Below are 14,797 nucleotides of genomic sequence, written 5' to 3'. Positions count from 1 at the left end.
GATGGCAGACATTCAACTCACAGACCTGGTGAAATCCTACGGGCCGACCGAGGTGCTCCACCATATCGAGGGCGACATCAAGGATGGCGAATTCATCGTCATCGTCGGCCCCTCCGGCTGCGGCAAATCCACCCTGCTGCGGATGGTGGCGGGGCTGGAAACCGTCACCTCCGGCGAGATAGCCATCGGCGGGCGCCGGGTGAACGAGCTGGAGCCTTCGGCACGCGATATTGCCATGGTGTTCCAGAACTACGCGCTCTATCCGCATATGTCGGTGCGCCAGAACATGGCGTACGGCCTGAAGATCCGCAAACTGCCGAAGGACGAGATCAACCGCCGGGTTGAGGAAGCCGCCGAGATCCTGGAGATCAAGCAGTACCTCGACCGCAAGCCGCGCCAGCTGTCCGGCGGCCAGCGCCAGCGGGTGGCCATGGGCCGCGCCATCGTGCGCGATCCGCAGGTGTTCCTGTTTGACGAGCCGCTCTCCAACCTCGACGCCAAGCTCCGGGTGCAAATGCGCCTGGAGATCCGCAAGCTGCAGCAGCGGCTGGGGGTGACCTCGATCTACGTGACCCATGATCAGGTCGAGGCGATGACCCTGGGCGACCGGCTGATGGTGCTGAACGGCGGCTATGTCGAGCAGTTCGGCACCCCGATTGAGCTCTATGACCGCCCCGCTTCGATGTTTGTGGCCGGTTTCATCGGCAGCCCGTCGATGAATTTCCTGCCGGTTGAGGTCAGCGGCGGCAGCGCCGCCCTGCCGGGCGGCGCTGCGGTCCCGGTTGCCTCGGCCCATGCGGGCACAGCCACCCTGGGCCTGCGCCCGGAACACCTGACCGCGGATGACAGCGGCCCCATCGCCATCGAGGCCGACATGCTGGAACAGCTGGGTGCCAACACCCTGATCCACGGCCGCCTGCACGGCACGGATCACAGCATCACCGCCAGCGTCCCGGGCCACGCCAGTGACGGCATCGGCAGCATCCGCCGCTTCTCGGTGGCGGCAGAGCTGACCCACCTGTTCGACACTGCGTCCGGCAAACGTCTGGAAGACTGATGCATTACCCCCAGATAGCTGCCTTTGCAGGCGAACCAGGCGTCATCCGCCTGGCCGGCCACCGCGGCGCCCGCGGCATTCTGCCGGAAAACACCATGGAAGGCTTCGAGTTCACCGTGAACGCCGGGGTGAAACTGCTGGAGCTGGATGTCTCCGCCACCCAGGACGGCGTGGTGGTGATCACCCACAACCACCACCTGACCCGCTCAATGGTGCGCGATGCGGACGGCAACTGGCTGCAAGGCGAAGAACCCAAGGTCTCCGCCCTCACCTACGGCGAGCTGCAGCAATACGACGCCGGCGGGCTGGATAGCTCCAGCGCATATGGCCAGCGGTTCCCCGATCAGGCCTTCCTCAGCGGCGTGCGCATCCCGCGGCTGGCGGAGCTGCTGGCGCTGCTGCAGCAGCCCGCCCACCGGGATGTCCACCTGTTCCTCGAGATCAAGTCCGACCCGGACCTGCTGGCCGACACTGCCGCGCGCCAATCGCTGGTCGAGGCCGTCGTGGCCGAGGTCCGCGCGGCCGAAATGCAGCCGCGCACCGTGCTGCACAGTTTCGACTGGGAGCTGCTTGCCGACTGTCAGCGTCTCGCACCGGAAATGCCTGCCTCCTTCCTCACCCAACTGCCAGAGAATGCCGCGGATGTGGGGGAGGACTCCTCCAAGGAGGTGAACCCTGTGGCGGGCTGCAGCGTGCTCGACCTGCCAGCCCGCGTTGAAGCAGCCAATGGCCAGTTCTGGTGCCCCTATTACCTGGACATCACGGGCGAGGCACTGGCATTGGCCCGCGATCTGGGCCTCATCACCATGGTCTGGACGGTCAACGAGCCCGAGGACATCGAACACATGATTTCCCTCGGCGTCGATGTGATCTGCTCAGACTACCCCGGGCGGGTGCAGCGCCTGCTGCTGAAACACGGCCTCCACTGGCTGCCCGCAGCCGGGCGCTGACATGCAGACGGTCCACAGCGTTTTTGCCCGCTACGAGGAGCTGCGCCCCCGCCTGCCGGAAAACCGGACCCGGCCGGGCACCCGGCCCATCGCATCGCTGCTGGACCTGCAGGACCAGGCAGACGCCTTTGTCTTTGATGCCTTCGGTGTGCTGAATGTCGGCACCGAGCCAATCCCCGGCGCCGCCAGGCGGCTGGACCAGTTGCGGGCCGCGGGCAAGGCGATCCGCATCCTCTCCAACGCGGCCAGCAACGGCAGGGCGCAAACGCTGGAGAAATTCCGCGCCCTGGGAATGCAGGTCGCGCCCGAAGAGATCATCACCAGCCGCGACGCCGCCCTGCGCGCACTGGACAACCGCCTGTGGGGGGTGATCGCCGCCCCGGACGACGGGCTGGAGGATATCCCCTCCCCTGCCTTGCGTCTGGACCGGGATGCTGCCGCCTATGCCCGTGCCGAGGGGTTTCTGTTCCTCTCGAGTGCCGAATGGGATGCGGGCAAACAGGCGATGCTGGCCGCCAGCCTGGCCCAAGTGCCGCGCAGGGTGGTGATCGCCAACGCCGATCTGGCCGCCCCCCGCAGCGATGGATTGTCGCTGGAGCCCGGTTACTTCGGTCATCAATTGGCGGATCAGGGGCAGACGGACGTGCAGTTCTTCGGCAAACCCTACGCGGATGTTTACGCACTGGCAGCCCAGACACTGGCAGGCATCCCGCCAGAGCGCATCGTGATGTGCGGCGACACGCTGCACACCGACATCCTGGGCGCCGCGGCGCAGGGATGGAGAACGGTGCTGGTCACCCGGGACGGGGTGCTTGCAGGCCAGAACCCGCAAAATTTCATCGCGGCATCAGGCATCCATCCCGATTACAGGCTCGAGCGGATCTGAAAAAACGGAGGCCGAACTTCGATCTCGAAGTCCGGCCTCATCAATTCAGCCCAGAATTCCGGGCAGGTTCAGCCCGTGCTCCCGCGCGCAGTCCTTGGCAATGTCATAGCCTGCATCCGCGTGGCGCATCACACCGGTTGCCGGGTCGTTCCACAGCACGCGCCCGATGCGGCGGTCGGCGTCTTCGGTGCCGTCGCAGCAGATCACCACGCCGGAATGCTGCGAGAAGCCCATGCCAACGCCGCCGCCATGGTGCAGCGACACCCAGGTCGCACCGGAGGCGGTGTTCAGCAGCGCATTCAGCAGCGGCCAGTCGGACACCGCGTCGGAACCATCCTGCATTGCCTCGGTCTCGCGGTTTGGGGAGGCCACGGACCCTGAGTTCAGATGGTCGCGGCCGATCACCACCGGCGCCGACAATTCGCCATTGCGGACCATCTCGTTGAAGGCGAGGCCCGCCTTGTGGCGGTCGCCCAGACCGATCCAGCAAATCCGCGCGGGCAGACCCTGGAAGGCAATCCGCTCCTGCGCCATGTCCAGCCAGCGGTGCAGATGCTCGTTCTCGGGGAACAGCTCCTTCATCTTGGCATCGGTCTTGCGGATATCCTCCGGATCGCCCGACAGCGCGCACCAGCGGAACGGGCCGATGCCTTTGCAGAACAGCGGCCGGATATAGGCGGGCACGAATCCAGGGAAGTCGAATGCGTTCTCCAACCCCTCTTCCAGCGCCATCTGGCGGATGTTGTTGCCGTAATCGACGGTTGGGATGCCCATCGCATGGAATTCGCACATCGCCGCGACCTGCACGCGCATACTGGCGCGGGCGGCTTTTTCCACCGCTTTAGGGTCTGTTTCGCGTTTCTCTTTCCACTGCGCCATGGTCCAGCCCTGCGGCAGGTAGCCGTTGACCGGATCATGCGCAGAGGTCTGGTCGGTCACGATATCGGGCTTCACGCCGCCTGCCTTGGCGCGCTCCACCAGCTCGGCAAAGACACCCGCTGCATTGCCCAGAAGGCCCACCGATTTCGCCTCGCCTGCCGCGGTCCAGCGCTCGATCATCTCCAGCGCTTCGTCCAGGGTTTCGGCCTTTTCATCCAGGTATTTGGTGCGCAGGCGGAAGTCGATCGAGTCCGGGTTGCACTCCACCGCCAGACAGCAGGCGCCCGCGAACACGGCTGCCAGCGGCTGCGCGCCGCCCATGCCGCCAAGGCCGCCGGTCAGGATCCACTTGCCCTTCAGGTCGCCGCCGTAATGCTGGCGGCCCGCTTCGGCAAATGTCTCATAGGTGCCCTGCACAATGCCCTGGGTGCCGATGTAGATCCACGACCCGGCGGTCATCTGGCCGTACATCATCAGGCCCTTCTTATCGAGCTCGTTGAAATGGTCCCAATTGGCCCAATGCGGCACCAGGTTGGAGTTTGCGATCAGCACCCGCGGCGCGTCCTTGTGGGTCTGGAACACGCCGACCGGCTTGCCCGACTGCACCATCAGGGTCTGGTCCTCTTCCAGGCCTTTCAGGCTCTCGACGATCATGTCGAAATCCTTCCAGGTGCGCGCGGCGCGGCCGATGCCGCCATAGACTACCAGCTCATGCGGGTTTTCGGCGACGTCCGGATGCAGGTTGTTCATCATCATCCGCATCGGCGCCTCTGTCACCCAATGCTTGGCGGTGATTTCCGGGCCGGTGGGCGGGAAGATGTCGCGGGTGTTCTTGCGGGGATCGCTCATGCCGAGGGCCTCCAGTTTTTGAGATCAGTCAGAATTTTGGTGAGATGGGTGCGCAGCTGTTCCGCGCGCTCCGGCAGATAGGTCCAGGGGGGGCTTTCCTGGCAGTAGGTCGCCTGCGCCAGCTCCATCTGGATCGCGTGCAGGCCCTCAGCCGGCTGCCCGTAATGGCGAGTGGTCCAGCCGCCTTTGAAACGGCCGTTCAGAACCGAGGTATAACTCTCCGCCGCCTCGCAATGGGCCACGGTCAGGGCCTCGATTGCGGGGTCGCAGGTGGTGCCCAGATTGGTGCCGGTGTTGAAATCCGGCAGGCGACCTTCGAACAGGAACGGAATGTCGCCGCGGATCGAGTGGCAGTCATAGAGGATGGCAAAGCCGTGGATCGCCTTCACCCGCTGCATCTCCGCCGCCAGCGCCGCGTGATAGGGCGCGTGATAGGTGTCGCGGCGGCGGGTGATCTCCGCCTCATCCGGCTCCTTGCCCTCCTGCCAGATCGGCAGCCCGTCAAAATCCGTCAGCGGCACCAAGGTGGTGGTGTTTTGCCCGGGGTAGAGACTGATACCGCTAGGGTCGCGGTTCACGTCGATCACATAGCGGTGGATCGGCGTGCGGACAGTTGTGATGTCCTCCACCAGCCCGGCATAGAGCTCATGGATATGCCAGTCGGTGTCCGCCAGCGCCCTGCCCGTCTCGTTCAGGCAGTCCCAAATCTCCGGCGGCACATCGGTGCCGGTGTGGGGCAGCCCCAGCACCAGCGGCGAGGCCCCTTGGGTGACTTCGATCATGCGGCGACCTCCACACCTGCCGCCGCCGCCACACGGCCTGCGCGCACCATGGCGCTGGCCGCCTCGATGTCGGGCGCCAGGTAACGGTCCTCCGCCAGCGCGGGGATGTCCCCGCGCAGCATCGCCAGCACGTCCTGCAGCCGGGCCGAGGTTTGCAGCGGCGCGCGCGCCTCCACCCCTTGCGCGGCACAAAGCATCTCGACGCCGAGGATCACCGACAGGTTGGCGTTCATCTTCGCCAGACGCAGCGCGCCGTGGGCGGCCATCGACACATGGTCCTCCTGGTTGGCGGAAGTGGGCGTCGAGTCGGTCACGCAGGGGTTTGCCAAGTGCTTGTTTTCACTCATCAGCGCCGCGGTGGTCACCTCGGCAATCATGAAGCCGGAGTTCAAACCGGGATCAGGCGTCAGAAACGGCGGCAGGTCGTGGCTCAGGGTCGGGTCGACCATCAGCGCCACCCGGCGCTGCGCGATGGCGCCAATCTCTGCCACCGCCAGCGCGATCTGATCCGCGGCAAAGCCCACGTATTCGGCGTGGAAATTGCCGCCTGAGACGATGCGGCCCTCACCCACCAGCACCAGCGGGTTGTCGGTAACGGCGTTGGCCTCAATCTCCAGCGTTTTGGCGGCCATCCGCAGCACGTCCAGCGCTGCGCCCACCACCTGCGGCTGGCAACGGATGCAATAGGGATCCTGCACCCTTGTGTCGCCCTCGCGGTGGCTTTCGCGGATCTCGGAGCCATCCATGATGGCACGCATCTGCTGAGCCACGTCGATCTGCCCGGCATGGCCGCGCAGGGTGTGGATGTCGGCAACCAAAGGCGCGGTGGAGCCCATGATGGCGTCCGTCGTCAGCGCCGCGATGGTCATCGAGGCCTCTGCCATGCGCCAGGCGTCAAACAGCCCAGCGAGTGCACAGGCGGTGGAGAATTGGGTGCCGTTGATCAGACCCAAGCCCTCCTTGGGGCCGAGCACAATAGGCTCTAACCCGGCCTTTTTCAGTGCTTCAGCACTGGACATCCGGGTGCCTTCGTATGTGGCCTCCCCTGCCCCGATCATCGCCGCCGCCATATGCGCCAGCGGCGCCAGGTCGCCGGATGCGCCAACCGAGCCCTGCGACGGGATCACCGGGATCACGCCATGGGCCAGCATCTTCTCGATCTGGTCGATCACCAGCCAGCGCACGCCCGACGCACCGCGGCCCATCGACAGCAGTTTCAGCGTCATCATCAGCCGGGTCTTGTCTTCCGGCAGCGGCTCCCCTACCCCGCAGCAGTGGCTGAGGATCAGATTGCGCTGCAGGGTGGCAGTGTCTTCCGGCGCGATCTTGGTCGAGGCCAGCTTGCCGAAACCGGTGTTGATGCCATAGACGGCCGCCTCGCCCGCAGCGGCCTCGGCCACCATCTGCGCCGCGGCCTCCACCGGCTCACGCGCCGAGGCATCGAGCCTGGCCGGTGTCAGATTGCGGTAGATATCTTCCAGCGTGGACAGCGTCACCGTGCCGGGGATCATCTCGATCATTGTTTGCCCTCATAGATACGGGTGTGAAGGGGGTTGAAGCCGATGCGGTAGGCGAGCTCGCCGGGCGTTTCCACATCCCAGACCGCCAGATCGGCGCGCATACCGGCGGAAATCTCTCCGCGGTCCGTCACCCCCAGCGCGCGGGCTGCGTTGCGTGTGACGCCTGCCAGCGCCTCCTCCGGCGTCATCCGGAACAGGGTGCAGCCCATGTTCATGGTCAGCAGCAAAGACGTCAGCGGCGAGGACCCGGGGTTGCAATCGGTCGCCAGCGCCATCGGCACGCCATGGGTGCGGAAATGTTCGATCGGCGGCGCCTGGGTTTCGCGGATGGTGTAAAAGGCGCCGGGCAGGATAACGGCGACAGAGCCCGCTGCGGCCATCGCCTTGGCATCCTCCTCGGTCGCGTATTCCACGTGATCGACTGACAACGCGCCGTATTTCGCGGCCAAGGCCGTGCCGCCCTGATGGCTCAGCTGTTCGGCGTGCAGTTTCACCGGCAGGGCCAGCTCCTGCGCCACCTTGAAGACCCGTTCGATTTGCGCCGGCGAAAACGCGATGTTTTCGCAGAACCCGTCGACCGCATCCACCAGCCCTTCTGCATGGGCGGCGCGCAGGGCGGGAATGCAGACCCCGTCGATATATTCATCGTCGCGGCCCTTGTATTCGCCGGGTGTGGCATGGGCGCCAAGGAAGGTGGTTTTCACCGTCACCGGGCGCAGTTCCCCCAGCCGGCGGGCGGCGCGCAGCATGTTCAGCTCGGTCTCCCGGTCCAGCCCGTAGCCGGATTTCACTTCCACCACCGTGGCCCCTTCGGCAATCAGCGCATCCAGCCGCGGCAGCGCGTCCTGCACCAGAGCCTCCAGCGAGGCTGTGCGGGTGGCCGAAACGGTGGAGACGATGCCGCCCCCTGCCCTGGCGACCTCTTCATAAGAGGCCCCGTTCAGGCGCATCTCGAACTCCATCGCCCGGTTGCCGCCAAAAACGATGTGCGTGTGGCAGTCGATCAGGCCCGGCGTGACCAGCCGTCCGCCCAGATCGCGCTGCTCCCACGAAAAATTGTCAGCTGACAATTTTTCCCGCGGCCCGGCCCAGACAATCCTGCCGCCAGAAACCGCAACCGCGCCGTCCTCGATCAGGCCATAGGGCGCATCCGTGCCGGCCATCGTGGCCAGCCGCGCCCCTGTCAGAACAAAATCCTCTGCCACAGAATCTCAAATCCCCTTACTGCCGCTTTTGGATTAAACTACGGATTTAGGTCATTATGTCTAGTCATAAAATGAAACGAACAGCCCTGCTAAAACCGCCTGTGATGTGCGGAAATTGCAGGTGCTGATTAACGGGTGCCGTTCTTCTGAACGGGCTGACCGCATCTGCAAGCCTTCGGAGGTATCAGCTCGTCAGAAAACTCAGGTCTGTCATCATCTGGCTGATTGCCAGCCGTCCAAAGCCCGGCCGAGCAGCAATCGCAACGGGGCTCAAGACCGGAAACGGGCGGCGGCTCTACAGTCACCTGCCGATTGCTTCTAAGGATAAAGGCGTAACCGCAGCCCGATCATCGCAGTTCCCAGGCAGCAGACAGAGGCTGATTTGGTTAAGGACCAGCTCCGGCTTGGCGTTGGAGATGGCGCGGCCCGCGGCCGCAGCGTGATGCGCAGGCAGGGTGTTTCATGCCCGGTCGTTGAGATTATCCTTTGCAGTTTGTTCGGCTCTTATCCTTGCTGCGTAATGTTATTAGCAGCAAGGGATAGCGGTGTGCCTGGGGAGGCGCGGCCGTCCTTTAAGTGGAGAACCAAATACCGGAGAGGCTGCGGGAAATTGAACCTGATGCGCCGGATGGAGGCGGCCTTCCGGAAAATTGTCAGCTGACAATTTTTACGTTCTCATCCCTTGCAAGCATGTTTCAACCTGCGCCAGCGGCGAAAACCTGCATAGAAAGGGAAGCCAGATCAATGTGCAGTTCGTTTCAAAAATTGCCAGCTGACAACTTCACCGCAGCGCATTTCCGCCTGGCCCGAAAATATGCTTCCGGGCTGGAGGTTGCCGCAAATACCTGCCGCCGTCCGGTCAGTCGGTCACGCGCTGCTACACCAATGTTTCCAAGCGAACAGAAGAAATTGTCAGCTGACAATTCTGTCTGCTCTGCCTTTGAACAAGAAGAAAGTGCCCGAGTAGTGCTGCGTCCTTTTGCGGCAGGTTTGGATGCTGCGGGCAAGCGAATTCACACCAATGCGGTCCCGGATTGATAGGCGCGGCTGGTCGCATCCTGCAAAATTGTCAGCTGACAATTTCTGCAGGCCGGGATATCTGAAGCAACGCATTGAGCATCGGACCGATGGAAAACTGGCCTGCACGGGCCTTCTGCGCCAGACGCCGCAAATAGGCCCCTGGGCTGCGGATGGTTTCCAGCTTCTCCAGGATGCACATCACGGCTGCTGCCGCGTCCTTGCGGCCCATGGCAGCCCGTGCGTCGCTCAGAACCGGCATTTCAATGCCGATCATCGGGGAAAGGTCGTCTGCAATCCTGTCTGCGTCCTGCCAGCTGCGCAGCTTTCCTGGATAATAGGCCTGAACCTCCGGGCAGGCCCGCAGCAGGGTGGACAACTCATGTGTCTTCTCAGCGATGCCGGCCTCTATCGGGAGGGGCTGGAGCTGTTCAGATCCCCAATCGGGTTGCGCCGCTTCAGAGTCAAAATCTTTTTTTACTGAATCCTGTATGTGCCGCTCATTTTCGCCGCCGCTGCCGCTCATTTTGCGTGCGGCGAGTGTGGTTTCCTGTGCGGTTTCTGACGGCGCACGGCTGGCAATTTCATGCTGCAGCGTGCGGGCCATCTGGGTCAGACCGGCCTCGCAGGGCTTGCGGCGCAGCAGTTTGCGGGCGGTTTCCAGCAGATCATCCGCCTGGCCCTGAGCGCAGTCCAGCAGCTGCTGGCGCAGAACGGCAACCTTGTCGCGCAGAACTGCCAGTTGTTCCGCACGGGTGCGGGCGGTCAGGGCTGCGTCGAAAACCTGACCGGCATGGCGGGCGAGGGGGGACAGGTCGAAACCAAAGGCCAGCGGCATGTCCGAGCCGCAGCGGCGGGCATAGCGTTTGCCGTTGGGGCTGTTTTTCCGGCTGACAATCCCGGTCCGGGCGAGGGCGGCCAGATGGCGGCGCAGGGTGCTTTCGGGCATTCCATTGAGCCGTTCCATCAGTTTGCGGTTCGAGGGAAACACAATGGCGCTGTCCGGCTCTGCCGGCAGCGCGCGCTGGGGGTAGAATGTCAGCAAGGCCTTGAGCACGCCAAGGGTGCGGTGGCTCAGGTCGAATTCCTCTGCGGCATGGGTGAGCGCAGCCAGAAGGTCCCACTTGTCATGGGTACCTGCCAGCTGGCCGCACTGATCCATCCGCCCAACGGTAATTTGGGACGCATGTTCCATCTTTTTTTCACGAAAGACAAAAAATACCCGCCCCTGTGCAGCGCACAGAGTTGACAGTGACGAGTCTGAGAGGCTATTCCAAAGGTGCTAAATCTGAGAACGGCCTTCTGGGATGTAATGTCCTGGGGGGCTTTTCTTTTGCCTGTTTACGTGCCTCCTGTCCTTATTTCTGCTCTTCTTCTTACTCTTCCGGCTGCTCAGGCTGGTCTTGCTGCCAGCGGCCGTGAAGCTCTGCCATGATCTCCTCTGCGTTGGCATCGAACCAGGTGTCGAAACCGGGCGCGTCCTTGGCGGAGATCGTGAGGGTGATGCCCTTTGCGGTGGTTTTGATCCCGGCCACCTCAGCACCGTTGCTGCCGGGCAGGGCGCGGGTTGCCGCCGGGGCAGGGGCGGGTTTGGGGTCTTGCGGCACGCCTTGGGCATGTTTCAAAACCGCCTCGAACCGCCCGTCGGAGTTAAACATCGTAAAGTCAGGCCGGTTTGTCCTGATGACCGCCCGGGACCGTGCGGCGGGATCGTCGAACAGCTTGACCAGCATCATCCAGCGGTCGCGGCCAATGCCGGGGGCTGAACCGATCGTCCGCAGGAAGGGCAAATCAAAGGCGGTGCCGACCTTGAGCATCCGCGACACCATCGGCAGGTCGATCGACAGCGCGGCGGCAATTGTCTGCCGTCCATAGCCATCCGCCTGCAGCTGCGCCGCAAAGGCCGCCTTTTCGATAAAGCTGAGATCCTGGCGCGAGGTGTTTTCCTGGCCCTGGGCCATCACCAGCGCGTGGTCGTCCAGCTGCCGCACCATCGCCTTGACCGGCAGCCCCAGTTCGCGCAGCGCCTTCAGGCGGCGGCGGCCGTAGACGATTTCGAACCGTCCTGGCGTCTTGGGGTGCGGCCGCAGCAGCACCGGAACCTGCTGGCCGTAGGTCTGCAGGCTGTCCTTCAGCTGGTTGAACGCTACCCCGTCCATGCCCAGGCGGTCCTCATAGCCCGCGTCGTCGATCAGCGCGGTGTCGATTTCCTGCACCGCGCTTTCCTGCAGCTTGCTGAGCGAGGATTGCAGCGCCCCGACCGCACCGCGCGGCATCATCTTGGGTTTCGGCCCCGGAGCGGCTGCTGCGGGGCTGTTCAGGGCTGTGCTGAGAATACCTTTGCGTGCCATCAACGCCTCCATGATTGTTGCAGGAGGGATTCTATTTCATCGTTAACTTGATTCAGTGAATCCACCGCACGGTCGTAGGTTGACCTGTGAAACTGGGATCTTTCGACCTCATAGACCGTTTGCTGAGTCAGCCCGGCGTCGGAAATCGCAGTGGATTTCAGCATCGGGGCAACCATGACTTCCTCGCCGAACAACTGCCGCATGAATGCAACCACCTGTTGCTGTGGACCGTCGTTCGGCTCGTACCGGTTGATCAGAAAGCGCAGGAAATCGAACTCCAGCGCGGCGCCCGCGTTGGACACGACATCCAGCAGTTCGGCTGACATCTGCAGGAACTGCGACATCGACGCGATGTCGAGCATGTTTGGCACCACGGTGATGATCACACCGGTCGAGGCGCAGAGCGCCGACATCGTCAGATAGCCCAGCTGCGGCGGGCAGTCGAAGATGATCACGTCGTAATCCTTCTCGACCTCCTCCAGCGCGGCGGCCATGCGGGCAAAGAAAGCGGGCTGCACGTTGTTGATCAGCGCCTGCGGGGTTTCATGCTCGAATTCCTGCAGGATCAGACCGCCCGGCGCCAGGTCCAGGCCGGTGAAATAAGTCTGTTGGATGATCTGGCGCAGGGGCAGGGGGTCGTCATAGCGGATTGCGTCATAAATCGTCCCTGTTTCGAGGAAATCGACCTCTGGACGGTAGCCGAAAAGCGTCGTCAGCGATGCCTGCGGGTCAATATCCACAGCCAGCACCCGGTAGCCCTTCAGGGCCAGCCGCTGCGCGGTGTGAATGGACGAGGTGGTCTTGCCCGATCCGCCCTTGAAGTTCAGGAAGGACAGCACCTGCACCTTGTCGCCCTCGCGGCGGCCGCGCAGGTAAGTGCCGGGCGTTTTGGCTGAGGCATCCAGGATCTTGCGCATTTCCAGCAGATCAGCCGCGGAATAGTGGCGCCGGCCGCCCGGCGTGGTGTGCACCTCGGGGAATTTACCGTCAAAATGCAGCTTGCGCAGGAAGCTGGGCGAGATCCCCAGCATTTCTGCCGCTTCGCCGGCGCTGAACAGACGCAATTCCTTCCTTGCGTCCGGCGCAAAATTTGCCAGCATGTGGCTTTCTAGGGCCGCACTGAGGTTCTCCGCATTCTCGCGGATTCGCTGATTGATGTGGAGTGCTACTGCCAACTGCTGCCCTCTCGATAGTAACGCTGTTTTGCGTCAGCGCTTTATTTATCGTTTCTATACGCAATGCGAACGCAGTTGTGCAATAAATTCCTTCAGTTACAGGTTGCAAGCCCGGTGTCCAGATTGGCGCCATGTTCCGGAAAAAGGCTTCAAATTCATCTTAATCATCTGGAAATAAACAAAAATCCTGGCTGCGCCATTGGATGCCGCATCTGTGGATAATTTTTCTGCCAGTGTGCAGGATGCGAAAGCAGCAGCCGCGCAGCGAGTTGCACAGGGTCAGAGTTTTCCGGGAAATTTGCCTGTTTAGGCTCTGTTCCGTGGTTTCGCTGTTCCCAACCGGATCCAGCGTTCGCAGTATTACCGTCCCCCAAGACGGTTCCAGCAAACGGAGTGTCGGTTTCTGCAAGCGGATTTCGGAATCCTGCAGGCCGGGCTGCGCCGTCTCAGCCAAACTCTCCTCCAAAGGAGAACACTGCCATGACTGAGCAAGCCACCGCGACCCGCTCGCGTTCCGGCGGCCGCCACGCCCGCCGCGCCCTGCGCACTGCGCCGAAGTTTGACATGCTGCCCGGCCTCACCCGCAATATCCCGCTGTGCGAGGTGATGGACGGTGCCCAAGTCGAAAAGATCGACAATGCCTCGATGGACATTTTGGAGAACGTCGGCGTCCAGTTCCGCGACCCCATTGCGCTGGAAGACTGGAAACGCGCGGGCGCCAAGGTTGTTGGCGAGTTGGTCTATCTGGACCGCGGGCTGGTGCGCGAGCTGATCAAGACCATCCCCAGCGATTTCACCTACCACGCGCGGGACCCGAAAAAGAACGTGCGCCTGGGTGGCAAGCATTCGATCTTTGTGCCGATGACCGGCGCGCCCTTCCTGCGCGACCTGGAGGACGTGCGCCGCAACCCGATGCTGGAAGATCTGGCGATGTTCCACAAGCTGGCGCATATGATGCCGGCCCTGCATTCCTCGGCGCACCATATCGTCGAACCTTACGACCATCCGATCAGCCAGCGGCACCTGCGGATCACCTACTCGTCGATGAAATACTCGGACAAGACGTTCATGGGCATGACCACCAGCCCCAAGAACGCCGAGGACGTGATGGACATGTGCGCCATCCTGTTCGGTGAAGACTTCATCATGAACAACCCCGTCACCACCGGCAACTGCAACGGCAACTCGCCGCTGGTCTGGGATGAGACCATGCTCGGCGCCATGCGCGCCTTTGGCGCCCGCCGTCAGCCGGTGCTGTGCTCACCCTTTGTTCTGGGCGGCGCCAACACGCCGGCCTCGGTTGCCGCGTCGGTTGCGCAGCTGAATGCTGAGGCATTGTCGGCTCTGGCCTATACCCAGGTTTGCAACCCGGGCACCCCGGCGATTTACGGCCACTACCTGTCGACCGTCAGCATGAAATCCGGCGCCCCGATGGCGGGCACGCCTGAGATCAGCCTGATGAACTTCATGATCGGCCAGATGGCGCGCTATTACGATGTGCCGTGGCGGACCTCCAACACCCTGGGCGGCGCCAAGACGTTCGACGCGCAGGCGGGGTACGAATCCGCAACCACCCTGTCGGCCGTCATGCACGCGGGCGCCAACTATATCTGGCACTCGGCGGGCTGGAACGAGGCGGGTATGCACTGCTCGGTCGCGAAATTCATCGTCGACGCCGAGCAATGCGCGATGGCCTACCGGATGGCGGAAGGCCCGAAATGGGACGATTTCGATCAGGCCATTGCCGCGGTGCCGGACGTTGGCCCCGGCGGCCACTACCTGGGCCACCCGCACACCCAGGAGAACTTCCAGCAGGCGTTCTTCATGCCCGACATGTTCGACAACAACTCAATCGAGCAGTGGCAGGCCGAAGGCGGTGTCGAAATCACCGAGCGCGCCCTGAAACACGCCAAGAAACTGCTGGCCGAGTATCAGGAGCCCAAGCTGGACGAGGCCAAGAACGAAGAACTGCTGGACTATATCGCCCGCCGCGAGCGTGAAATTCCCGCCGCGGACGAGCTGAACCAGGATTACTGATCCCACCCTCCTCCCCTGACTGACCCGCCCTGCAAAGGGCGGGTTTTTTTATGTCGGTTGGGGCCAGGGCAGGGGTCGGATTCCTGCAA

At 63.1% G+C, this 14,797-nt stretch carries 12 protein-coding genes; 5 read left to right on the top strand and 7 right to left on the bottom strand.

The genetic code is table 11. From position 1 onward, the window contains the following. Position 1: 1 nt before the first annotated feature. The 3 genes from ACXAEK_RS00430 to ACXAEK_RS00420 are packed head-to-tail and all read left to right on the top strand — an operon-like array spanning position 2 to position 2,893. Entirely contained in the window at positions 2-1,057 is a 1,056-nt protein-coding gene (locus tag ACXAEK_RS00430) for a sn-glycerol-3-phosphate import ATP-binding protein UgpC (RefSeq protein WP_475039074.1), read from the top strand. Beyond that, a complete protein-coding gene (locus tag ACXAEK_RS00425; protein ID WP_475039073.1) occupies positions 1,057-2,007 on the top strand; it encodes a glycerophosphodiester phosphodiesterase family protein in 951 nt (316 codons plus the stop codon). Before ACXAEK_RS00430 ends, ACXAEK_RS00425 begins: the two co-directional genes overlap by 1 nt. A 1-nt stretch (position 2,008) precedes the next feature. Next, positions 2,009-2,893: an HAD-IIA family hydrolase gene (locus ACXAEK_RS00420; protein ID WP_475039072.1), complete on the top strand. Its 885-nt coding sequence runs from the start codon at positions 2,009-2,011 to the stop codon at positions 2,891-2,893. Between the two features lie 45 nt (positions 2,894-2,938). Here the strand turns inward: ACXAEK_RS00420 and hutU are convergent, their stop codons facing one another. From hutU to hutI, 4 genes are read right to left on the bottom strand one after another with little or no spacing between them, the layout of a single operon-like run. Then, positions 2,939-4,621 carry a urocanate hydratase gene (hutU, locus tag ACXAEK_RS00415; RefSeq protein ID WP_475039071.1) on the bottom strand — a complete coding sequence of 561 codons (1,683 nt, stop codon included), beginning with the start codon at positions 4,619-4,621 and terminating at the stop codon, positions 2,939-2,941. Then, positions 4,618-5,403, bottom strand: coding sequence for an N-formylglutamate deformylase (hutG, locus tag ACXAEK_RS00410; protein ID WP_475039069.1), 786 nt, complete (start codon positions 5,401-5,403; stop codon positions 4,618-4,620). The genes hutU and hutG overlap by 4 nt, the downstream gene beginning before the upstream one ends. After that, positions 5,400-6,923 (bottom strand): histidine ammonia-lyase, encoded by a 1,524-nt coding sequence (gene hutH / locus ACXAEK_RS00405; RefSeq protein ID WP_475039068.1) that lies wholly within the window; start codon positions 6,921-6,923, stop codon positions 5,400-5,402. The genes hutG and hutH overlap by 4 nt, the downstream gene beginning before the upstream one ends. Then, a complete protein-coding gene (gene hutI / locus ACXAEK_RS00400) occupies positions 6,920-8,086 on the bottom strand; it encodes an imidazolonepropionase (protein ID WP_475039290.1) in 1,167 nt (388 codons plus the stop codon). The genes hutH and hutI overlap by 4 nt, the downstream gene beginning before the upstream one ends. A gap of 786 nt (positions 8,087-8,872) precedes the next feature. On the opposite strand from hutI, the gene ACXAEK_RS00395 reads away from it, so the two are divergent. Continuing rightward, on the top strand, positions 8,873-9,166 hold the full coding sequence (locus ACXAEK_RS00395) for a hypothetical protein (RefSeq protein ID WP_475039067.1): 294 nt from the start codon (positions 8,873-8,875) through the stop codon (positions 9,164-9,166). Between the two features lie 31 nt (positions 9,167-9,197). On the opposite strand, the gene repC is transcribed toward ACXAEK_RS00395, so the two are convergent. From repC to repA, 3 genes are all read right to left on the bottom strand, one after another. Beyond that, positions 9,198-10,340: a plasmid replication protein RepC gene (repC, locus tag ACXAEK_RS00390; protein ID WP_475039065.1), complete on the bottom strand. Its 1,143-nt coding sequence runs from the start codon at positions 10,338-10,340 to the stop codon at positions 9,198-9,200. Positions 10,341-10,521: 181 nt separating this feature from the next. Further along, positions 10,522-11,496 carry a plasmid partitioning protein RepB gene (repB, locus tag ACXAEK_RS00385; protein WP_475039064.1) on the bottom strand — a complete coding sequence of 325 codons (975 nt, stop codon included), beginning with the start codon at positions 11,494-11,496 and terminating at the stop codon, positions 10,522-10,524. After that, positions 11,496-12,671, bottom strand: a complete 1,176-nt coding sequence (gene repA / locus ACXAEK_RS00380; protein ID WP_475039063.1) for a plasmid partitioning protein RepA — start codon at positions 12,669-12,671, stop codon at positions 11,496-11,498. Before repA ends, repB begins: the two co-directional genes overlap by 1 nt. Positions 12,672-13,151: 480 nt before the next feature. Between repA and ACXAEK_RS00375 the strand changes: the two genes are divergently transcribed. Further along, complete coding sequence (locus ACXAEK_RS00375) at positions 13,152-14,708, top strand: trimethylamine methyltransferase family protein (RefSeq protein WP_475039061.1); 1,557 nt, start codon at positions 13,152-13,154, stop codon at positions 14,706-14,708. Positions 14,709-14,797: the final 89 nt, after the last annotated feature.

The organism is Leisingera sp. ABM4_101 (assembly GCF_056158725.1).
This window is presented reverse-complemented; position numbering and strand designations above follow the sequence as displayed.

Coding starts and splice junctions, on each gene's coding strand:
- ACXAEK_RS00430 (WP_475039074.1), top strand. CDS start 2: ATGGCAGACATTCAACTCACAGACCTGGTGAAATCCTACGGGCCGACC.
- ACXAEK_RS00425 (WP_475039073.1), top strand. CDS start 1,057: ATGCATTACCCCCAGATAGCTGCCTTTGCAGGCGAACCAGGCGTCATC.
- ACXAEK_RS00420 (WP_475039072.1), top strand. CDS start 2,009: ATGCAGACGGTCCACAGCGTTTTTGCCCGCTACGAGGAGCTGCGCCCC.
- hutU (WP_475039071.1), bottom strand. CDS start 4,621: ATGAGCGATCCCCGCAAGAACACCCGCGACATCTTCCCGCCCACCGGC.
- hutG (WP_475039069.1), bottom strand. CDS start 5,403: ATGATCGAAGTCACCCAAGGGGCCTCGCCGCTGGTGCTGGGGCTGCCC.
- hutH (WP_475039068.1), bottom strand. CDS start 6,923: ATGATCGAGATGATCCCCGGCACGGTGACGCTGTCCACGCTGGAAGAT.
- hutI (WP_475039290.1), bottom strand. CDS start 8,086: ATGGCCGGCACGGATGCGCCCTATGGCCTGATCGAGGACGGCGCGGTT.
- ACXAEK_RS00395 (WP_475039067.1), top strand. CDS start 8,873: ATGTGCAGTTCGTTTCAAAAATTGCCAGCTGACAACTTCACCGCAGCG.
- repC (WP_475039065.1), bottom strand. CDS start 10,340: ATGGAACATGCGTCCCAAATTACCGTTGGGCGGATGGATCAGTGCGGC.
- repB (WP_475039064.1), bottom strand. CDS start 11,496: ATGGCACGCAAAGGTATTCTCAGCACAGCCCTGAACAGCCCCGCAGCA.
- ACXAEK_RS00375 (WP_475039061.1), top strand. CDS start 13,152: ATGACTGAGCAAGCCACCGCGACCCGCTCGCGTTCCGGCGGCCGCCAC.